Source organism: Micromonospora sp. WMMA1976 (assembly GCF_027497335.1).
Classification (GTDB): domain Bacteria; phylum Actinomycetota; class Actinomycetes; order Mycobacteriales; family Micromonosporaceae; genus Micromonospora; species Micromonospora aurantiaca.
Genome location: NZ_CP114912.1, coordinates 2,882,686 through 2,902,961, shown reverse-complemented (window position 1 = coordinate 2,902,961; position 20,276 = coordinate 2,882,686). Strand labels below are relative to the sequence as shown.

Genomic DNA, 20,276 nt, shown 5'->3' with positions numbered 1-20,276 from the left:
ACATCTTGCCGGCTTCGCCCCGCTATCAGAGGCGCCACAACTCCAAGATCGGCGTTCGGCCCCGCCCGGGCCCCGCCCTGGCCCCGCCCCCGCCCCCGCCCCGCGATCTTGCAGTTTGGTGCCCCTCATACCAGGAGTAATCCGGCATCACGGGGGCCGAAAGCGCAAGATCGCGGGGGGTGGGAGGGGGGCGTGGCGGGGGCGGGGGTCGGGGTCAGTTGCGGGTGATGGTGAAGGTTGTGGTGGTGTTCTTGATGTCCTGGGCGTTGTCGGTCAGGCGGAGGTTGGTGAAGGTGGCGGCGCCGACCGCGGGGCCCTGGCCCGCCTCGGGCATCTCGTTGACCCAGATGCCGAAGCCCGACTTCGCGTCGAACGCGTCACCGCTGCGCCGCGCCCCCGAGATCGACACGTTCGTCAGCACCGTGTCGGTGATCGGGTTCTCCGGCTGGCTGCCGTTGTACTTGGTCTGGAACATGATCCCCGAGTACGTCGGATCGACGATGTCCACGTCGGTCACCCGGATGCCACGGAACTCCTTGGACGCGGAGAACAACCACATCGCCGGAAACGTCTGCGCCCCCCAGAAGTGCCCGCCGGACCGGATCAGTGAGATGTTCTCGAACCGGGTGGGCGGGCTGGCGCCGAACCCGACGAACGGGTAGCCGAAGTCCAGCGAGCTGATCGTGATGCCCGAGTACGTCAATTGGTCGGCGATGTACAGGTTGCGGAACACGTTGTCGTAGCCGCCGTACACCGCCAGCCCGGCCGCCCGCCAGGTCAGCGTGGCGGTCAGGTTCTCGAACACGTTGCCGTGGTTGCCGCCGGAGCCGCCCTGGTCGGTGGCGGAGAACAGCGCGAACGCGTCGTCGCCGTTGGAGCGGCCCTCCGAGTTGGTGACCAGGTTGTTCGTGCTGCCGTTGGTCATGTTCACCGCGTCGGCGAAGGTGTTGCGGAACCGGCTGTCCCGGATGGTCAGCCCGTCCACACTCACCCCCCAGTACGCGCACACGGTGTGCTCCACCCAGACGCTGTCCAGCGTCAGGTCGTCCACGTCCTTCAACTCGCCCCACACCTTGCCGGGCCCGTCGATCCGGTTGGTGTAGTTGCCGAAGAACGCCAGGTGGGCGAAGGTCGAGCCGCTGGCCGAGGACTCGACCCGGAAACCGGCGTCGGTGTTCTGCTGGTTGCGCGGCGTCTGGAAGCGGGTGAACCACATGCCGGCGCCGACGACCTGCACCGCCTTGCCGTACACCTGGAACTTCTGCGCCGTCTCGTACGTGCCGGCGGGCAGGTAGACGCCGACCAGGGTGCCGGTGGTGTCCATCCGTACCGCGTCGAGCGCGTTCTGCACGTCGGCGTGGCTGAACCCGGTCGGCACCCTGTAGCGGGCCGGGTCGGGGTTGGCGCGCGGAGACACCAGTTCGGTGTCGACGAAGTCGATCGCGTACGTGGTGGTGTTCGCCGGGTCCTTCTGGAGCCGGATCCGGCTACCGGCCGGGACCGTGGTGTCGAGCAGTACGTTCGCCTCGTCGTACAGGTGCCGGGGTGCCCCGGCGCTCGGCGAGTCGCTCGGCCCGGCCTCGGCGCCGTAGAGCCAGATGTGCTTCGAGGTGAGACTCATCGGCTTGTGCAGCACGCCGTTGACGTAGACGTTGATGGTCGAGTCGATCCCGCCGCCGCCCGGCGCGTCCGGGATGGAGAAGCGGGCGACCAGGGCGTTGGCCGCCGAACGGGTGGTCCACTCGACGTACGCGCCGGTGGTGTTCAGTGTGACCGCGCGGCGGCCGGACGCCTCCCCGGCGAGGTCGCCGATGGTCCGGTTCGGGCCGATCACCTGCGCGCCGCCGCTGGTCGTGCCGTCCTCTGCCTCGTACGCGTCGTACGGCAGGTTCGCCCCGCGACCGACGAACAGCGCCCGGTCGCTGGTGTTGTTCTGCCGCTTGACAGGCAGCTCGTTGGCGTCGTCGGCGAGCACCACCCGCACCGTGTACCGGCCGTTCGCGGCGGTCCAGGTGCCCAGCGACACCGGTCCGGCGCTGGCCCCGGCGGCGATCGTGCCGCTGTACGAGCCGGTGAGCGTGCGGACCACCGCTCCGGACTGGTCGCGCACCGTCAGCGTGATGCCGTGCGCGCCGCTCGCCGACGCGATGGTGCCCTGGTTGCGCAGCGTCACCGCGAAGGAGACGGTGGCGCCGGCGCTCGGCGTGCCGGGTGACCAGGTGACGGCGGAGGCGACCAGGTCGGAGCTGGCGACCGGGCTGACGGTCAGCGGGGTCGGGCTGGTGTAGGAGTTGTTCGCCTCGTTCTGCTCGATCACCGCGTTCGACTCGTCGACCTTCGCGGTGAGCGGGTAGCTGCCGGCGTCGCGTACGCCGATGCTCGCCGAGACGGTGCTCGACGCGCCTGCGGCGAGCGCGCCGACGGCGGCGGTGCCGACCTTCGTCGTACCCAGGTAGAGGGTGACGGCGGTGGCGGTGGAGGTCGCGGTGCCGGCGTTGCGCACGGTGGCGGACAGCGTGATCGTGTCGGTCTCCACCGGCGCGGACGGCGACGCGGTGACGGCCGTGACGGTGAGGTCCGGGTTCGGCGCCGGGACGCCGATGACCTGGAGTTCGGCGACCTGGCCGTTGGAGGAGCCGGAGTTCGCGGTGAACTGGAGCCGGACGTCCGCGGCGGTCGCGGAGACCGGGACGGTCACCGTGTTGGCGCTGTTCGGGTTGAAGGAGTACGTGGCGGAGCCGGCCAGGCTGGTGAACCCGGACGCGGACTGCTCCCGGCCGAGGACCTGGAACGTCTGGGTGCGCGCGCCCCAGGCCGGGTCCGGGTTGAGCTTCACCACGACGGCGCTGATGGCGGCGTTGGCGCCGAGCGCGACGGTGAGCGTGCTCGGGTACGCGCCGGGCGCGCCCTCCCAGTACGTGGTGACGTCGTTGTCGACGGCGTTGGCGGCGGCGAACACGTGCACCATCGACGACGCGGTGGCGGGCTTGCCGACCGCCAGGTTGGTGCCGCCGGTGCTGCTGCCGGTGCGGGTGACCGTGTTGCTGTTCGCCGACACGTTCCCGGCGGCGTCGCGGGCCCGCACGTGGTACGAGACGGTGGCGCTGTCCGGCTGGCTGTCCGTGTAGGCGAGCGTGGACCCGCTGACCGTGGTGCGCAGCGTGCCGTTGGCGTACACCTCGTAGCCGGTGACGCCCACGTTGTCCGTGGACGCGGTCCAGGTCAGCCGGATCTGCCCGCTCGTCGGCTGGGTGTAGGCCAGGTTGCCGGGCGCGGTGGGCGCGACGGTGTCCCCGGTGTTGCCGGTGCGGGTGACCGTGTTGCTGTTCGCCGACACGTTCCCGGCCGCGTCCCGCGCCCGCACGTAGTAGGAGACTGTCGTCCCGGCCGGCTGGGTGTCGGTGTACGTCAGCGTGGACCCGCCGACGCTGGTGCGCAGCACGCCGTTTGCGTACACGTCGTAGCCGGTGACGCCCACGTTGTCGGTGGAGGCGGTCCAGGTCAGCCGCACCTGGTCGGTGGCGGGCTCGGTGAACGCGAGGTTGCCCGGCGCGCTCGGCGCCTGGGTGTCACCGGTGACCGGGCCGTAGACCTCCAGCTCGGCGAGCTGCCCGGCGGGCCAGGCACTGTTGGCGGTGAACAGCAGCCGCACGTACCGGGTGGACGCGGTGGGCACTGTGACTGTCACGGTGTTGCCGCCGCCCGGATCGAACGCGTACGACGCCGAGCCGACGAGCGTCCCGAACGTGGAGCCGTTCGTGCTGCCCTGCACGGTGATCGTCTGGGTGCGCGCGCCCCAGCCGGACGGCAGCCGCAGCACCAGCCGGTTGACGCTGGTGGCGGCGCCCAGGTCGGCCTGGATCCACTGCGGGAACGCGTTGTTCGGGCTCTCCCAGTAGGTGGACGCGTTGCCGTCGTTGGCGTTGGCGGCGCCGTACACGTCGGCGTGGCCGCTCTCGGTCATGGTCCGGCCGAGCGCCAGGTTGGTCGAGGAGGTGGCCGCGCCGTACACCTCCAGCTCGGCGAGCTGCGCGGCGGTCCAGCCGGTGTTCGCGGTGATCACGACCCGCAGGTAGCGGGCGTTCGTGGCGGTGAAGCCGAGCGTCACGGTGTTGGCGGCGGCCGGGCTGAACGTGCGGCCGGCGGAGGCGACGACTGTGGTGAAGCCGCTGCCGTCGGCGCCGGCCTGCACGGACAGCGTCTGGGTGCGGGCCTCCCAGGCGGCCGGGAGCTTCAGCACCACTTGGTCGACGGCGCGGCTGGTGCCGAGGTCGACCTGCGCCCACTGGGGCAGCGCGCCGCTGCTCTCCCAGTAGCTGCCCTGGTTGCCGTCGGTCAGGTTGGCCGCGACGTAGGGGCCGTTGACGCTGCTGGCGGTGGCGGTGCGCCCGGCGGCGAGGTTCGGGCCGCCGGCGGCGAGGGCCGGTGGGGCGGGGGCCGCGGTGACGACCAGGCCGACCGCGGCGAGCACCGCGACGATTCCGGTACGAGGTCTGGACATGGTGGACGGACACCTTCTTCCCGGGGGAGGTGGAGAGGCGTTCGGGGGTGGGGGTGCGGTGGCGCGGCGGGACCGGGGCGGCCTCGCCGCGCCGGGTCAGGAGGCGTACACCTCGAACTCGGACAGCTGGCCGGCCGGCCAGCCGGTGTTGCCGGTGAAGGTCAGCCGCACGAAGCGGCGGTCACCGGCGGGCAGCGCTATCGACACGCTGTTGCCGCCCGCCGGGTCGAACGTGTAGCCGGTCGCCGCCTTCAGCGTCGAGAACGACGAGCCGTCGGTGGACCCGAGCACCGCCACGGTCTGGGTACGGGTCTGCCAGGCCGCGGACGGGGGCAGCTTCAGCACCACCCGGGCCACCGGCCGGGCGCTGCCCAGGTCGACAGTCACCGACTGGGGGAAGGCGTTGCCGGCGCTCTCCCAGTAGGTGTTCGCGTTGCCGTCGACGGTGTTCGCGGCGCCGTACACGTCGGCGTGGCTGGTCTCCGCGACCGGCCGGCCCGCCGCCAGGTTGCCGGTCGGCGGCGCGGTGGTGGGCGGCGCTGTCGTGGCGGGCGGAGGCGTGGTGCCGCCGCCGTACACCTCCAGTTCGGCGAGCTGGCCCGCCGGCCAGCCGGTGTTGCCGGTGACGGTGACCCGGACGAACCGGCGGTCGCCGGGAGGCAGCGCGATCGACACGCTGTTGCCAGCCGCCGGGTCGAAGACGCGGCCCGCCGACGCGGCCAGCGTGGTGTACGAGGAGCCGTCGGTGGACCCGAGCACGGCGAGCGTCTGGGTGCGCCGTTCCCAGCCGGCCGGGAGTTTGAGCACGACCCGGTCGACGGTGCGGGACGCGCCGAGGTCGACGGTGAGCGACTGCGGGAACGCGTTGTTGGCACTCTCCCAGTAGCTGGCCGGGTTGCCGTCGACGGCGTTGCCGGCGGCGTACGTCTGGGTGGTGCTGGTGGCTGTGGCCGGCCGGCCCAGGGCCAGGTTCCCGCCGGCCGGCGGCGGCGTGGTCGGCGGCGCGGTGGTCGGCGGGGCCGTCGTCGGCGCTGCCGTGGTCGGCGCCGGGCTGGTCGGGGGCGGGCTGGACGGGCCGTTGCCCCACTGCGGCTGCGGCCACGGCCCGCAGTACGGGGTGGGCGTGTACCAGCCGGAGTTGCCGGCGCCCTGGGTGATCTGGAAGCCGCTGCCGACGCAGTTGTGGATCGGGTTGGACTGCGCGATGCCGGTGGCGCGCACGTTCGTGAACCGGACCTGGCTGGGCGCCTGCACCTGGAGCGCGTACGTGCCCGCGCCGTCGATGCGGACGTTGTCGAACGAGATGCCGCTGGTCTGGCCTTCGATCCAGTGCAGCGCCGCGTACGAGCTGTCCAGGATGTCGGTGTCGGTGATGTTGATCGCGGCGCCCTGGATCGGCTCGTTGAGCGCGGAGAACCAGATCGCGCCCACGCCGAACTGCCAGTTGTAGTCGGAGTTGCCGTTACGGATCAGCGTGTTGCGGGCCACGGTGATGGTGCCGGCCACGGCGGTCGGCCCGGTGACGCCCGGATAGCGGTTGGCGACGTGGATGCCGCCGCCGTTCGTAACCGAGTCGGCGGTGACGTTGTCGGCGATGGTGATGTCCCGCCCGCCGTACGTGACCAGGTGGTTGGCCAGGATCGTCACACCGATGGTGTTGCGGGTGAAGGAGTTGCCGACGTTCGGCACGCTCTGCGCCCACATGGCCAGCGCGTCGTCACCGGTGTTGCGGACGAACGTGTTGGTGACTGTGGAGTTGGTGACGCCCCAGTGGAAGTTCACCCCGTCGGCGGTCTGGTCGAGGATGCGGCTGTTGCGGATGGTGAAGTTGTCCATCGGCCCGTCCATCCAGGCGCCGACCTTGGTGTGCTGCAACCACAGGTTGTCCACCACCGAGTTGCTCATCGCACCGCCGATGGCGTTGACCTGGTCCTCGTCGACGCGTTCCCGGATGTCGCCGATGATGGCGAAGTCCCGCAGCGTGACGTTGCGGCTGGGCCCGCCGGCCTCGTGCGGGCGGATCTCGCCGGAGTAGCCGCCGCCCGGCACGTACTTGCCGTAGATGCCGGCGGCGCGTTTACGGTCGGTCGGGTGCCGGCCGCCGAGCACCGAGTACCAGGGGCCGGCGCCGCGCAGCGTCACGCCGTCGACCACCACGTGGTCCCAGAGCGTGAACGTGCCGGCCGGGATCCACACCGCCCGGCCCTGCGCCCTGCCGGCGTCCACGGCGGCCTGGAACTTCGCCGTCGAGTCGGTGGTTCCGGTCGGGTCGGCGCCGAAGTCGGTCACCACGTCCAGCACGCCGGACGGCTTGGTGATCGGCCCTCCGACCAGCTCGAAGTCGGCCAGGTCGATGGTGAACGTGGGCGACTGGGCGGTCGAGGAGACCTGGAGGCGGATCTTCGTACCGGCCGGGTAGGTGGTGCCGAACATGGTCCGGGTCTCGTCGTAGAAGTGGTGCGGGTTGGTGTCGCCCGGGTTGTTGTGGAACGGGTAGCCGCCGTAGTACCAGCCGTACCGGGAGGTGACCGGCACCGCCTTGACCAGGGTGCCGTCGGCGCGCAGGTCGATGGTGGCGTCGCGGCCGGTGCCGGCGGCGTTGTCCGGCAGGCTGTACCGGAACGTGACCGCGTTGGCGGGGGCGGTGAGCGTGAACTCGACGTACTCGCCGACGGCGTCGAGGGTGACCGCCTCCCGGCCGGACGCCTCGGACGGCAGCGTGCCGTAGCGCCGGTCGGGGCCGATCTTCGTGCCGGTGTGTGCGGCCTGCTCGGCCTCCTGCTCCCGGAACGGCACTGTGGCGCCGCGTCCGGTGATGTCGAACGGGGACAGTCCGGCGGCGGACGCCGGGGTGGCGGTCGTGGTGAGCGCCACGACGACGAGTGTCGAGGCGGCGAGCGCGGCGGCGGCCAGGGCGGCCACGCCGGTGGTGCGGTGGCGGTGCGCGGTGCGGTGCTCGGCCATGCGGGGTGTGCTCCCTTTCGTCGGTGGCCAGATCCCCCCGTGCGGCGTTGCCTCTCCTTCCTCCTCCCCAGGTGTGTCGCGCGGTGGCGGCCGGGACGGGCCGCCGGTGTCGCGGCGCCGGCGGCGGGACGGGGCCGCCGGCGCCGCGGTCAGGCCGATCGGGTACGCAGCCAGACCGCGGTGTCCGGTGGCAGCCGGTCGTCGTCGAGTGGGCCGCTGGCGAGCAGCAGCCGGTCGTGCGCGGGCAGCGGCACCGCCGCGCCGCCGAGGTTGACCAGGCAGGTGAAGCCGGGTTCGCGGGCGAACGCGAGCACCCCGTCCGGTGCGGGCAGCCAGGCGAGCGTGCCGTCGCCGAGCGCCGGTTCGGCGCGGCGCAGCGCCAGCGCGGCCCGGTACAGCTCCAGCATCGAGTGCGGATCGCCGGTCTGGGCGCGGACCGTGCGGTCCTTCCAGTCCGCCGGTTGCGGCAGCCACGGCGCGACGGTCGCGCCGTCCGGGCTGAACCCGAACGGCGGGGTGTCGCCCTGCCAGGGCAGCGGCACCCGGCAGCCGTCGCGGCCCGGGTCGACCCGCCCGGACCGCTCCCACATCGGGTCCTGCCGCAGCTCGTACGGGATGTCCTCGACCTCCCAGAGGCCCAGCTCCTCGCCCTGGTAGACGTAGGCGGCGCCGGGCAGCGCGAGGGACAGCAGCGCGGCGGCGCGGGCCCGGCGGGTGCCCAGTTCCAGGTCGGTGGGGATGCCCTCGCGCTTGGCGGCGAAGCTGAACCGGGTGTCCGCGCGGCCGTACCGGGTGACGTGGCGGGTGACGTCGTGGTTGGACAGCACCCAGGTGGCCGGCGCACCGACCGGGGCATGCGCGGCGAGCGTGCCGTCGATGCTCGCCCGCAGCGCGGTGGCGTCCCAGGCGCAGCCGAGGAAGTCGAAGTTGAACGCGGTGTGCAGCTCGTCCGGGCGCAGGTAGTTAGCGAACCGTTGCCGGTCGGGCAGCCACACCTCGCCGACCAGTGCGCGCCCGCCCGGGTACGAGTCGGCGATGCGCCGCCACGCGCGGTACACGTCGTGCACGCCGTCCTGGTCGCGGAACGGGTGCGGCCGGTCCGGGCCGACCTCGGGCAGCGTGCCGTCCTTGACGAGCAGCCCGGCCGAGTCGATGCGGATGCCGTCCACGCCCCGCTCGAACCAGAAGCGCAGGATGTCCTCGAACTCGGCGCGGACCCGGGGGTGGTCCCAGTTGAAGTCGGGCTGCTGCGGGGCGAACAGGTGCAGGTACCAGTCGCCGGGGGTGCCGTCCGGGTCGGTGATGCGGGTCCAGGTGGGGCCGCCGAACTCACCGGTCCAGTCGGTGGGTGGCAGGTCACCGCCGGGTCCCCGGCCGGGACGGAACCAGAACAGGTCCCGCTCGGGCGCGCCCGGGCCGCCGGCGAGCGCGGCCCGGAACCACGGATGCGCGTCGGAGCAGTGGTTGGGCACCACGTCGACGATGCTGCGGATGCCGAGCGCGTGCGCCTCCGCGATCAGCGCCTCGACCTCGGCGAGGGTGCCGAAGACCGGGTCGATGTCGCGGTAGTCGGACACGTCGTAGCCGGCGTCGGCCATCGGCGACGGGTACCAGGGGCTGAACCAGATCGCGTCGACGCCGAGCGCGGCGAGGTGGTCCAGGCGGGACCGGATGCCGGCGACGTCGCCGATCCCGTCGCCGTCGCCGTCGGCGAAGCTGCGCGGATAGACCTGGTAGATCACCGCGGAGCGCCACCACGGGCTGTTGTCGGCCATGGACACGGGCACCTGCTTTCTGCGGGGTCGGTTCTGCGCTGGCGGGTTCGGCCGGCGGCGGCCGTGCGGCGGCCCGGTCAGCCCTTGAGGCCGCCGGTGGTCAGGCCGGACATGATGTTGCGCTGGAAGATCAGGAACAGCACGACGGTGGGGATGGCGGCGATCACCGACGCGGCGATGACCACGTTCATCGGGGTGCCGCCGGCGAAGGCGTAGATGCCGACGCTGACGGTCCGCGTCTCCGGCGACGGCATGACCAGCTTCGGCCAGAGGAAGTCCTTCCAGACCGCCGTCACCGCGAAGATCGCGACCACGCCGAGGATCGGGCGGGACATCGGCAGGACGATGGACCAGAGCGTGCGCAGCGGCGAGGCGCCGTCCATCACGGCGGCGGCCATCAGGTCCTCCGGGATCGAGTCGAAGAACCGTTTCAGCAGGAAGATGTTGAACGCGTTCGCCACCAGCGGCAGCCAGATCGCGAACGGCGAGTCGAGCAGGTTGACGTGCACGATCGGCAGGTCGATCACCGTCACGTACTGCGGGACGATGAGCACCATCGCCGGGATCATCAGCGTCGCCAGCATCATGCCGAGGATCAGCCTGCCCAGCACCGGGCGCAGCTTCGACAGCGCGTACGCCGCGGCGGTGTCGAACACGAGCTGGAACAGCACCGCCCCGGCCGCGTAGTAGAACGTGTTGAACAGCAGCTTCGCGAGATCCAGGTTGGTCCAGGCGTCGACGTAGTTGCCCGGCTGCGGATCGCGCGGGAACAGCGTCGGCGGCGTCTGGGCGATCTCCTGGCCGGACTTCAGCGCGCCGGTGACCATCCAGTAGAGCGGGCCGAGGAACACCAGCGTGAACCCGGCGACGACCACTGACAGCACGACCCAGTAGAGGACGCGGCCGCGACCGCGCCGCAGCTGGGCGTGGGAGATGAGGGTACGGTTGGTGCTGTCGGCGGCCATATCCTAGTCCTGTCTCGCGGTCAGTCGCAGGTAGACGGCGGAGAACCCGGCCAGCACCACCAACATGATCACGCCGAGCGCGGCGGCGCCGTTGAGGTCGTTCTGGAAGAACCCGTGCTGGTAGATCAGGTACGCCACGGAGGTCGCCGAGTCCTGCGTACCGGCGCCGTTGGCCAGGATCAGCGGTTCGATGAACAACTGCATGGTGGCGACGATCTGGAGCATCGCCAGCAGCGCCAGGATCAGCCGGGTCTGCGGGATCGTCACGTGCCGGATGCGCCGCCACACCCCGGCGCCGTCGATCTCGGCGGCCTCGTACAGCTCGCCGGGGATGTTCTGCAGCGCGGCCAGGTAGATCAGCACGGCGCCGCCCATGTTCATCCAGGTCGACGCGATCACCATGGCCGGCATCGTCATCGTCGGCGACTGCATCCACTCCGACGTGGGCAGTCCCAGCGCGGTGAGGATCGCGTTGAACAGCCCCGCCTCGCTCGGGTCGTACGCGTAGAACTTGAACAGGAACAGCGCTGAGGCCGGCGGCAGCATCACCGGCAGGTAGACCAGCACCCGCAGGTAGCCCTTGGCGTGGCGCAGCTCGTTGAGCAGGATCGCGACGAAGAACGGCACCAGGTAGCCGAGCACCAGCGCCAGGCCGGTGAAGACGAACGTGTTCTTCCAGGCGGTCCAGAAGCTCGGATCGGCGATGATCCGGCTGTAGTTGTCCCAGCCCACCCAGGTGGTCTCGCCCCGGCGGGTGCGCTGGAAGCTCATCACGACGCCGCGGACCATCGGGTACCAGGAGAAGACGGCGAAGCAGACGACAGCGCCGATGAGGAACGTGTGCCCGGTGAGGTTGTCCCGGACCTTGCGGCCGAGGCCGGTGCGGCGTCCGGCGGTACGCGACGACGGCGGCGCGACGGGGCCGGGACGGCGGGTGGCACCGGGGGCGGTGGTGAGCGCCAAGACGACTCCTGCGGTGCTCGGGGAGGTGGGGCCGGTGCGCCGGCCCCACCTCCGGTCGGGTCAGCTCTGCGCGGCCAGCAGCTGGTTGACCTTGTCCTCGGCGGTCTTGAGCAGCGCGTCGATGTTCGCGTTCGGGTTCGTCAGCACCCCGGACATCGCGGCGTCGAGCACCGCGTAGATCGCCTGGGCGTTACGCGGTTCGCCCTTGATCGGCACCGGGTTGGCCTCGAAGACCGCGAAGTTGGTGGTGTCCACGTTCGCGTTGGCCTTGCGCAGCTCCAACTCCTGCTTCTGCGCGTCGCTGCCGTTCGCGAACAGCAGCGGCTGGGGCAGGCCGACCGGGTAGTTCTGCGGCTTGGCGCGCACGTAGTCGAACTGGCCCTTACCCGGGGTCAGCTTCTGGTAGGCGAGCCACTTCAGGCCGGCCTTCACCTGCTCCGGGCTCAGGCCCTTCTTGAAGAAGTAGCCCTCGCCGCCGCCGAGCGTCGCCTTGGCCGGGCCATCCTGGCCGGGCAGCGGGCCCATCGCCCAGTCCTGGTACTTGCCCTGGAACTGGCTGACGATCGCCTGTGTCGCGTCCGGCGCGCCGATGAACATGCCGACCTTGCCGGCGCCGGCGTTGGTGAGCAGGTCACCCCACTGGAGCAGCTGCCGGGCACCCATGCTGTTGTCGCCGTACCGCATGTCCTTGAGGTTCTGCAGGACCTGCCTGCCCATCGCGTTGTTGAAGTCGGCCTTCTTGCCGTCGGCGCTGAGCACCTGGCCGCCCTGGGAGTAGAGCAGCGAGGTGAAGTGCCAGCCGCCGGTGTTGCCGGCGCTGTACTCGGCGTACCCGGCGATGCCGTCGCCGAGCGCGGAGATCTTCTTGGCCGCGGCCCGCACCTCGGGCCAGGTCTTCGGCGGATTGTTGACGTCGAGCCCGGCCCGCTGGAACAGCGCCTTGTTGTAGATCAGGCCCATCGAGTAGTTCTTCACCGGTACGGCGTAGAGCTTGCCACCGTCGGTGAAGACCTCCTTGAGCGCCGGGTCGACGCTGTCCCAGGTGGGGATGGTGTCCTTTGTGGCGTACTGGCCGATGTCCATCGCCTGGCCGGAGTCCAGCACCTGCTGCAGGTCGGTCATGTAGCCGTAGAACACGTCGGTGACGGTGCCGCCGGCGAGGCGGGCGGTGAAGTCCGGCGGGTTGTTGCACTGCTCGCCGACGCTGACGCTCTTGACGACGATGTCCGGGTTCTGCCGCTGGAACTCGGCGACGTCGTCGTTCCAGTTCTTCAGCAGTTCCTTCTGCGCGCCGACCGGCTGGCAGTCGACGGTGATGGTGACCTTGCCGCCGGCGTCGCTGCTGTCGTCGCTCTTTGTGGAGCACGCCGCAAGGCTGAGCCCGAGGCCGGCCGCGAGCGCCACGGCCGCGACCTTCCGATACTGCGGTACGGACATCTGTCCATCCCTTCGGGAACGGGTGTATCCATGGCCTTCACTGATGTGCGGTGACCGCGCGGCTGCCCTCAGGTGGTGGAACGGCAGCCGCGCGCGCCCTGCCTCCGGAAACCGCGCCCCGGGTCAGGTGTGAGTGGAGTCACTGTAGCGACGCGTACCGAACCCAGCAAGATGCGAACGCAGGAATGCAAGAACTCGACTGCGGTGCGAGTGGCTCGTCGATCTTGGAGTTGTGGCACCTCGGATACCGGAACTAGGCCGCATTCCGGGCGCCACAACTCCAAGATCGACGGACGCGGCGGGGCGCGGCGACGCGGGGCGGGCGGGCGGGCGGAGCCCGCCGGGGGTCAGCGGCGGGGGGCGGGGGCGGTGGAGCCGCGTACCACCAGCTCGGGCTCGAACAGCAGCTCGTCGTGCAGCACGCCGGCGCCCTCGATCTGGGTCACCAGCAGGTCGACGGCGGCCTGGCCCATCGTCTCGATCGGCTGCCGCACAGTGGTCAGCGGCGGGTCGGTGCAGGTCATGAACGCCGAGTCGTCGAAGCCGACCACCGAGACGTCGGCCGGCACGGCGCAACCCAGGCGGCGGGCGGCCCGGATGGTGCCCAGCGCCAGCACGTCGCTGGCGCAGACGATCCCGGTGGCGCCGCGCTCGATCAGCTTCGTGGCCGCGACCCGCGCGCCCTCCATGGAGAAGCTGGACCGCTCCACCAGGGACCGGTCCTCGCCCCAGCCGGCGGCCCGGACCATCGCGTCGAGCTTGCGGCGCGACGGCACGTGGTCGGCCGGGCCGAGCACCATGCCGATACGCTCGTGGCCGAGGGAGCGCAGGTGCCCGTACGCCTGCTCGACGGCGACCGCGTCATCCGTGGACACCCGCGGGAAGCCCAGCTCCTCGACGCCGGCGTTCACCAGCACCACCGGCAGGCCACGGTCGGTCAGGCGCCGGTAGTGCTCGTGCGAGGCGTCGGCCAGGGCGTACGAGCCACCGGCGAAGATGACGCCACTGACCTGGTGGTCGAGCAGCATCTCCACGTACCCGGACTCCGGCACGCCACCGATGGTGCGGGCGCACAGCGCCGGGGTGAAGCCGCGCTGCGCGAGGGAGCCGGTGACCACCTCGGCCAGCGCCGGGAAGATCGGGTTCTGCAGCTCCGGCAGCACCAGGCCGACCAGGCGGGCGCGCTCGCCGCGCAGCTTGCTCGGGCGCTCGTATCCGAGCACGTCGAGGGCGGTCAGCACGGCGGTCCGGGTCGCCTCGGACACGCCGCCGCGGCCGTTCAGCACCCGGCTCACCGTCGCCTCGCTGACGCCCGCCTTGCGGGCCACCTCGGTCAGGCGCTTCGTCACGGCGGCAATCGTACGTCGGATTCTTGCAAGAAATGAACAGCCGGAGCGGGTCGGGTCTTGCCGCGAACGGCCGCAGCCGGTCCGAAAGATGCGAGCAGATTGATGCTTGAAAGGCGACAGAGCAGCGGAATAACATGGGGAACCTTGTCGATGGCCTGCGCCGCCGGGGCCACCCGTCCCCCGAGAAAGTGGGTGCTCCGATGTCGCGGAGCGTGCCGAGGATCCTCGCGGCGCTGGTCGTCGCCGCCGCCCTGCTCGTCCCGCCCGGCGCCGCCACGGCGGGCCCGCCGCGCGGACCGGCTCCCGTGGTGACCCGCGCCGGGCTCGACCCCGCGCTGGTGGCCGGGCGCGGCGCGACAGTGGACTACGTCGAACAGGAGGCGGAGCACGGCCGGACCACCGGCACCGTGATCGGGCCGGACCGGTCGGCGTACACACTCGCCGGTGAGGCGTCCGGCCGCCGGGCCGTACGGCTGCTGCCCGGCCAGTACGTCGAACTCACGCTCCCCCGGCCCACGAACGCGCTGACCGTGCGCTACAGCATCCCGGACGCGCCGGGCGGCGGCGGGATCACCGCGCCGCTGCGGGTGTCCGTCGGGCACGCGCGCGCCCGCACCATGACGTTGACCTCGCAGTACGCCTGGCTCTACAACCAGTACCCGTTCACCAACGACCCCGGCGCCGACCTGCTGCACCCGGACTGGTGGATCACCGAGTGCTCCTGCGTCCCGGCGGCCACCACGCCGACGCCGGTTATCAGCAAGCCGTTCCGGCCGCACCACTTCTACGACGAGCAGCGCCTGCTGCTCGGTCGTACCCATCGGGGCGGTGAGGTGGTCCGGCTGACCGCGCCGCGCGGCTCGGCCGCCGCGTGGACGGTCATCGACCTGGTGGACGCGCACCTGGTCGCGCCGCCCCGCGTGGTCCCCCGCGCGGTGGACGCGCTGTCCTTCGGCGCCGACCCGACCGGCCGGCGGGAGTCCGCCGACGCGTTCGACCGGGCCATCGCGTACGCCCGCCGGATGGACCGCCCGCTCTACCTGCCGCCGGGCACCTACCAGGTCAACCGGCACATCGTCGTCGACGACGTGACGATCGCCGGGGCCGGGAGCTGGTACACGATCGTGCGGGGGCGCGAGGTCGCCCTGGGCACCCCAGCGCCCGACGGCTCCCGGCACACGGGTGTCGGCTTCTACGGCCGCGACGCCGCCGACGGCGGCAGCAGCGACGTGCACCTGTCCGGTTTCGCGATCGAGGGCGACGTACGCGAGCGGATCGACACCGACCAGGTCAACGCAGTCGGCGGGGCGCTGAACCACAGCACGATCGACGGCCTCTACCTGCACCACACGAAGGTCGGCATGTGGTTCGACGGGCCGATGACCGGCCTGCGGGTCACGAACACGGTGATCGCCGACCAGATCGCCGACGGGCTGAACCTCCACACCGGCGTCACGCACTCGTCGGTGACGAACTCGGTGGTCCGCAACAGCGGCGACGACGCGCTGGCGATGTGGTCGGAAGGCACGGCGAACGCGTCGAACACGTTCGCGTACAACACCGTGCAGTCGCCGGTGCTCGCCAACGGCATCGCGCTGTACGGCGGCACCGACCTGACCGTCGCGCACAACCTGATCGCCGACCCGGTACGCGAGGGCAGCGCGATCCAGGTGGGCTCCCGGTTCGGGGCCGAGCCGTTCACCGGCCGGCTGCTGATCACCGGCAACACCACGGTGCGGGCCGGCACGTACGACCTGAACTGGAACATCGGCCTCGGCGCGATCTGGTTCTACGCGCTGGACCGCAGCATCGACGCCGCGGACATCCAGGTGACCGGCGACGCGTACCTGGACAGCACCTACAACGCGATCATGCTGGTCAGCGACTGGCCGGTGAAGGACAGCGTCCGCATCGACAACGTCCGCTTCCGCGACATCCGGGTCGACGGCACCGGCACGTCGGTGGTCAGCGCGCGTACGGCGGGCGGGGCGAGCTTCGCGAACGTGGACGCCCGCAGCGTGGGCGCGGTCGGTGTGAACAACTGCGGGTCGTTCCACTTCACCCCGGACGGGTCGGAGTTCGGCCTGGCCGACCTCGGCGGCAACGACGGCGGCTGGCTGGCGCCGTGGCTGCTGCCGAACACCGTCACCTGCGACGACCGGCCGCCGGTGGTGCCGCCGCCCCCGCCCTCGCGCTGGTGACACACGACGCGACCCCGACACACGACGCGACCCCCGCCGGCCGGGCCGGTGGGGGTCGCGGTGCGGGTGGATCAGGCCTCGGTGAGCTGGCCGCGCAGCTTGGTCAGGGCGCGGGCGAGCAGCCGGGACACGTGCATCTGGGAGACACCGACCCGGGCGGCGATCTCGCTCTGGGTCAGGTTGCCGTAGAAGCGCAGCGTGAGGATCTTCTGCTCCCGCTCGTCGAGCGTGGCGAGCGCCGGGCCGAGCGAGGCGCGCAGCTCGGCCAGCTCGTACTCGTTGTCCTCGGTGCCGAGCGTGTCGCCCAGCTCGGTGGCGCTGTCGCCGTCGCCGATCGGGGTGGACAGCGAGACCGCGTTGTACGCGCGGGCGCCCTCCAGGCCCTCCAGCACCTCTTCCTCGGTGACGTCGAGGTGGGCGGCGATGTCGGCGACGGTCGGGGCCCGGTTGAGCGTCTGGGTCAGCGTGCTGTTCGCCTCGGAGATGCGCAGCCGCAGCTCCTGGAGGCGACGCGGCACCCGGATGTTCCAGGTGCGGTCGCGGAAGTGCCGCTTGATCTCGCCGAGGATGGTCGGGATGGCAAAGCCGGCGAAGTCGACACCGCGCGAGGCGTCGAACCGGTCGACGGCCTTGATCAGGCCGAGCGCGGCGGTCTGGGCCAGGTCGCCGGCCGGCTCGCCGCGACCGCTGTAGCGGGCGGCCAGGTGGTTCGCCAGCGGCAGCCACGCCTCGATGACCTGGTTGCGCAGGGCGGCCCGCTGCGGGTGGTCGGCGGGCAGCGCGGCGAGCGCCACGATCAGCTCACTGGCGCGGCTCTCCTCACCGGTCTGCGGCGCGCGCTGCACCTCGGTCGCGGTCGATGCCATGGTCATCGTGGTCATGCTGCCCTTCCTGTCCTCGGAGAACGGGTGGCCTCCCACACCGGTCGTGCCAGCCACACTAGACCAAAGGCCACCATCAAATCAACCGAACGGACGATGGAGATTTAGTGTCATATCCGGACATAGAGCCGGTAGGGGCGCGTCAACGAGGCAGCAGCGGCCGGTAGTCGGCGGCGGTGAGCGGCAGCGCGGAGAGGCTTCCGTCCGCGCGGGGCACCTCCAGCGGCTGCCCGTCCCGGCGGAACGCCACGCTGTACACGTCCGGCCGCTGAGTGAGGCTGCACACGATCTGCCCGAAGGCCAGCACCTCGTCGTTGCGGCCGGTCTCCTCCCCCGCCTGGCGCACGTCGACTGTCGCCAGCGTGCCGGCCAGCGTCGCGCCGGCCACCGCCACCGTGCCCGGCAGCGCCGTGGCCAGCCCCTGACGGCGCTCGCCGCCGTCCGGCCCGGCCAGCAGGTGCTGCAGATGCGCGTCCACGCCGGGCAGCCCGTCCACCCGGCGCGTGACCACGACCAGCCCGTCGTCGCGGACGAAGCAGAACGGCTCGTCCACCCGCCCGTCCACGTCGGCGGTCGAGGACACCGTGGGAGTCGGGAACGCCCCCGGCGGCGTCTGCACCGGGCGGGGCTCGTCGTCCACCGGCACCCCGCAGCCGGCCAGCAGCACGACCGCGAGCAGGCCGGGCAGGAGCCGCCGCCGGCTCATCGCAGCGCCCCGGGCAGCTCGACCCGGAACCGGGCGCCGGGCTCGCGGTCCAGCACCGCGGCCGTACCGCCGTGCGCGGCGGCGTGCTGCGCCACCAGCGCGAGCCCGAGGCCGGTGCCGTCGGTGCCGGCCCGGTCGTGCGCCGCCCGCCCCCTGACGAACCGGTCGAAGATGATCTCGCGGTCGCCGGGTGGCACGCCCGGACCGGCGTCATCGACCTCCAGCACGCCCACGCCGTCGCGCCCGGCCAGGCGTACCGTGACCGGTCCGCCGCCGTACCGCTCGGCGTTCTCCAGCAGGTTCAGAAGCGTCTGGGCGAACCGGCGCCGGTCGACCCACCACAGGCGCGGGGCGTCGCCGTCGACTGTCACCAGGCTCTCCGGCAGCGACCGTTCCCGGCAGACCGTCCGGGCCAGCTCCACCACGTCGACCGTCTCGCGGTGGGCCGGCTGCTCGGTGCGGGCCAGCTGGATGAGGTCGTCGACCAGGCGCTGGAACCGGGTCACCTCGTCGGCGACCAGGCCCGCCGCGGTCGCGGTGCGTTCGTCCTGGTGCTCCCGGCGGCGGTGGAGCACGCTCGCGGCGGCGGCCAGCGTCTGCAACGGCGAACGCAGCTCGTGACTCACGTCGGCGGCGAAGCGCCGGTCCCGCTCGATCCGGTGCACCAGCTTGTCGACCATCTCGTTGAACGAGCTGGACAGGCGCGTGAGGTCGGGATCGGTGGTCGGGTCGAGCCGGGTGGCGAAGTCACCCGCGGCGATCCGTTCCGCCGCGTCGGCGACCGCCGTGAGCGGCCGCAGGCTGTGCCGGGTGGCGTACCAGCCGAGCGCCGCGCCCGCGCCGGCGACCATGATCGCCACGGCGATCAGCGCCAGGCCCACCACCTGGAACGTCTCCTCGACCTCCCGCAGCGAGGTCAGCTCGTAGTAGCCGAGCGCGCCGGGCAGCGGCACGCCCACCAGCAGCGCGGGCTGCCCGTCGAGCCGGATCCGCTGCACCGCGGGCTTGCCGTCGGCCACCATCCGCTGCAACTCCACCGGCACCGAGCGGGCGCCCACGTCGGCGGTCCGGGCGTACCAGCCGTCGGGCAGGTGCAGCAGCGGACGGCGGGCGCTGCCGGTGTCGAGCGAGCGCAGCACGGCCACCACGTCCGGGGTGCCGGTGTCCAGGCCGGAGCGAACCACTGCGGCGTCGTAGTAGGCGGCCCGGACCGCGGTGCGCTCCCGCTCGTCGAGCAGCGAGCGCCGGGTCAGGTCGTACGAGAAGAGGGCCATCAGCGCCGACAGCAGCAACGCACCGACGGCGAACGCCGCGGTGACCCGGGCGCGCAGGCCGGGGCGGGTCATCGCTGGAGCTTGTAGCCGAGGCCGCGCAGGGTGACCAGGTGGCGCGGGTTGGCCGGGTCGGATTCGATCTTCTGGCGCAGCCGGCCCACGTGCACGTCGACGAGCCGCTCGTCACCGGTCTCGTAGCCCCAGACGCGGCTGAGCAGCTGCTGGCGCGACAGCACCCGGCCGGCGTGCTCGGCCAGCTCGCAGAGCAGCCGGAACTCGGTGCGGGTCACCGGCACCGGCCGGCCCGAGCGCCGCACCTCGCCGGCCTCCGCGCTGATCTCCAGGTCGCCGAAGAACTGGGCGGGCACCGGCCCGGCCACCGTGCGGACGCGCCGGCGCAGCGCCCGCAGCCGGGCGGACAGTTCCTTGATCGCGACCGGCTTCACCACGTAGTCGTCGGCACCGGCCTCCAGCGCGGCGACGATGTCGTGGGTGTCGTCGCGGGCGCTGATCACCACGACCGGTACGTCGTCGTCGCGGCGCAGCTGACGGATGCAGTCGAACCCGTTCATGCCGGGCAGCATGAGGTCGACGAGCACGTAGTCCGCCGGCTTCTCCCGCTGCCGGCGCAGCCCGTCCTCGGCGGTCGGCGCGCCGTCGGCCTCGTAGCCCTCCTCCTCCAGGGCGAGCTGCAGCGCGAGCCGGATGCGGTCGTCGTCCTCGATCACCAGTACGGCCGTCATATGGGCATCATGACCGGCCCGGCACGGGTCGCCCAATCGCGTGGGCCGTTCGTGGTTTTTGTCATCGAACCGTCATACAACCGTCCGGTGACCTCCAAGATCCCTGCGCAGAGTGGGGACTGACCCGATCCCGTCACGGAAGCGACCCGATGCCTGCCAGCCTGCCGTCCCCGCCGGAGTCCGCCGTGCCGCACGTGCGCGTGGACATCACCGACGAGCTGGACCCCGCCGGGCTGGCCGAGGTCGCCCACGTGCTGGACCGCATCCTCGCGCTGCGGCCCCGCGAGCTGACCGTCGACCTCGCCGGGTGCCGGCATGTGGACCCCGCCGCCGTCGCGCTGCTGCTGGACGTGCACCGCCGGCTGGCGCGGCAGGGCGGCCTGCTCACGCTGAGCAATCCACCTCCACGGATCCGGCGCATCCTGGAGAACTCCGGGCTCGGTGCCGTACCTGTCGTCGACACGCCCCGTCCGGCCGTGCGCGGCCGGGCCCGGGTCGCGTCCGCATCTCGCTGAGG

Annotated in this window: 13 protein-coding genes; 2 read left to right on the top strand and 11 right to left on the bottom strand. The window is 71.9% G+C overall.

The features are described 5' to 3' along the window. Positions 1 to 214 precede the first annotated feature (214 nt). The 7 genes from O7546_RS13415 to O7546_RS13385 form a co-directional block, all read right to left on the bottom strand. Positions 215 to 4,501 carry a discoidin domain-containing protein gene (locus O7546_RS13415; protein ID WP_281600982.1) on the bottom strand — a complete coding sequence of 1,429 codons (4,287 nt, stop codon included), beginning with the start codon at positions 4,499 to 4,501 and terminating at the stop codon, positions 215 to 217. Between the two features lie 96 nt (positions 4,502 to 4,597). Beyond that, a complete protein-coding gene (locus O7546_RS13410; protein WP_281600981.1) occupies positions 4,598 to 7,465 on the bottom strand; it encodes a discoidin domain-containing protein in 2,868 nt (955 codons plus the stop codon). Positions 7,466 to 7,614: 149 nt separating this feature from the next. Continuing rightward, entirely contained in the window at positions 7,615 to 9,240 is a 1,626-nt protein-coding gene (locus O7546_RS13405; RefSeq protein WP_281601157.1) for a glycoside hydrolase family 13 protein, read from the bottom strand. A 77-nt stretch (positions 9,241 to 9,317) separates the two neighbouring features. Then, entirely contained in the window at positions 9,318 to 10,205 is an 888-nt protein-coding gene (locus O7546_RS13400; protein WP_194801553.1) for a carbohydrate ABC transporter permease, read from the bottom strand. Positions 10,206 to 10,208: 3 nt separating this feature from the next. After that, entirely contained in the window at positions 10,209 to 11,168 is a 960-nt protein-coding gene (locus O7546_RS13395) for a sugar ABC transporter permease (protein ID WP_194801554.1), read from the bottom strand. A gap of 60 nt (positions 11,169 to 11,228) precedes the next feature. Next, on the bottom strand, positions 11,229 to 12,605 hold the full coding sequence (locus O7546_RS13390; protein WP_269696884.1) for an extracellular solute-binding protein: 1,377 nt from the start codon (positions 12,603 to 12,605) through the stop codon (positions 11,229 to 11,231). Between the two features lie 347 nt (positions 12,606 to 12,952). Then, positions 12,953 to 13,954 carry a LacI family DNA-binding transcriptional regulator gene (locus O7546_RS13385; protein ID WP_194801556.1) on the bottom strand — a complete coding sequence of 334 codons (1,002 nt, stop codon included), beginning with the start codon at positions 13,952 to 13,954 and terminating at the stop codon, positions 12,953 to 12,955. Between the two features lie 200 nt (positions 13,955 to 14,154). On the opposite strand from O7546_RS13385, the gene O7546_RS13380 reads away from it, so the two are divergent. Further along, on the top strand, positions 14,155 to 16,155 hold the full coding sequence (locus O7546_RS13380; protein ID WP_194801557.1) for a glycosyl hydrolase family 28-related protein: 2,001 nt from the start codon (positions 14,155 to 14,157) through the stop codon (positions 16,153 to 16,155). 71 nt (positions 16,156 to 16,226) lie between these two features. On the opposite strand, the gene O7546_RS13375 is transcribed toward O7546_RS13380, so the two are convergent. From O7546_RS13375 to O7546_RS13360, 4 genes are all read right to left on the bottom strand, one after another. Further along, positions 16,227 to 17,036: a SigB/SigF/SigG family RNA polymerase sigma factor gene (locus tag O7546_RS13375; protein WP_194801558.1), complete on the bottom strand. Its 810-nt coding sequence runs from the start codon at positions 17,034 to 17,036 to the stop codon at positions 16,227 to 16,229. A gap of 142 nt (positions 17,037 to 17,178) precedes the next feature. After that, positions 17,179 to 17,742, bottom strand: coding sequence for a GerMN domain-containing protein (locus O7546_RS13370; protein ID WP_194801559.1), 564 nt, complete (start codon positions 17,740 to 17,742; stop codon positions 17,179 to 17,181). Beyond that, the gene (locus O7546_RS13365; protein WP_194801560.1) at positions 17,739 to 19,088 is read right to left on the bottom strand and encodes a HAMP domain-containing sensor histidine kinase; all 1,350 of its coding nucleotides are present in this window, start codon (positions 19,086 to 19,088) and stop codon (positions 17,739 to 17,741) included. Before O7546_RS13365 ends, O7546_RS13370 begins: the two co-directional genes overlap by 4 nt. After that, positions 19,085 to 19,759 (bottom strand): response regulator transcription factor, encoded by a 675-nt coding sequence (locus tag O7546_RS13360; RefSeq protein ID WP_194801561.1) that lies wholly within the window; start codon positions 19,757 to 19,759, stop codon positions 19,085 to 19,087. The genes O7546_RS13365 and O7546_RS13360 overlap by 4 nt, the downstream gene beginning before the upstream one ends. A 149-nt stretch (positions 19,760 to 19,908) precedes the next feature. Between O7546_RS13360 and O7546_RS13355 the strand changes: the two genes are divergently transcribed. Then, complete coding sequence (locus O7546_RS13355) at positions 19,909 to 20,274, top strand: STAS domain-containing protein (RefSeq protein WP_194801562.1); 366 nt, start codon at positions 19,909 to 19,911, stop codon at positions 20,272 to 20,274. Positions 20,275 to 20,276 lie beyond the last annotated feature (2 nt).

Coding starts and splice junctions, on each gene's coding strand:
- O7546_RS13415 (WP_281600982.1), bottom strand. CDS start 4,501: ATGTCCAGACCTCGTACCGGAATCGTCGCGGTGCTCGCCGCGGTCGGC.
- O7546_RS13410 (WP_281600981.1), bottom strand. CDS start 7,465: ATGGCCGAGCACCGCACCGCGCACCGCCACCGCACCACCGGCGTGGCC.
- O7546_RS13405 (WP_281601157.1), bottom strand. CDS start 9,240: ATGGCCGACAACAGCCCGTGGTGGCGCTCCGCGGTGATCTACCAGGTC.
- O7546_RS13400 (WP_194801553.1), bottom strand. CDS start 10,205: ATGGCCGCCGACAGCACCAACCGTACCCTCATCTCCCACGCCCAGCTG.
- O7546_RS13390 (WP_269696884.1), bottom strand. CDS start 12,605: ATGTCCGTACCGCAGTATCGGAAGGTCGCGGCCGTGGCGCTCGCGGCC.
- O7546_RS13380 (WP_194801557.1), top strand. CDS start 14,155: ATGTCGCGGAGCGTGCCGAGGATCCTCGCGGCGCTGGTCGTCGCCGCC.
- O7546_RS13375 (WP_194801558.1), bottom strand. CDS start 17,036: ATGACCACGATGACCATGGCATCGACCGCGACCGAGGTGCAGCGCGCG.
- O7546_RS13370 (WP_194801559.1), bottom strand. CDS start 17,742: ATGAGCCGGCGGCGGCTCCTGCCCGGCCTGCTCGCGGTCGTGCTGCTG.
- O7546_RS13365 (WP_194801560.1), bottom strand. CDS start 19,088: ATGACCCGCCCCGGCCTGCGCGCCCGGGTCACCGCGGCGTTCGCCGTC.
- O7546_RS13360 (WP_194801561.1), bottom strand. CDS start 19,759: ATGACGGCCGTACTGGTGATCGAGGACGACGACCGCATCCGGCTCGCG.
- O7546_RS13355 (WP_194801562.1), top strand. CDS start 19,909: ATGCCTGCCAGCCTGCCGTCCCCGCCGGAGTCCGCCGTGCCGCACGTG.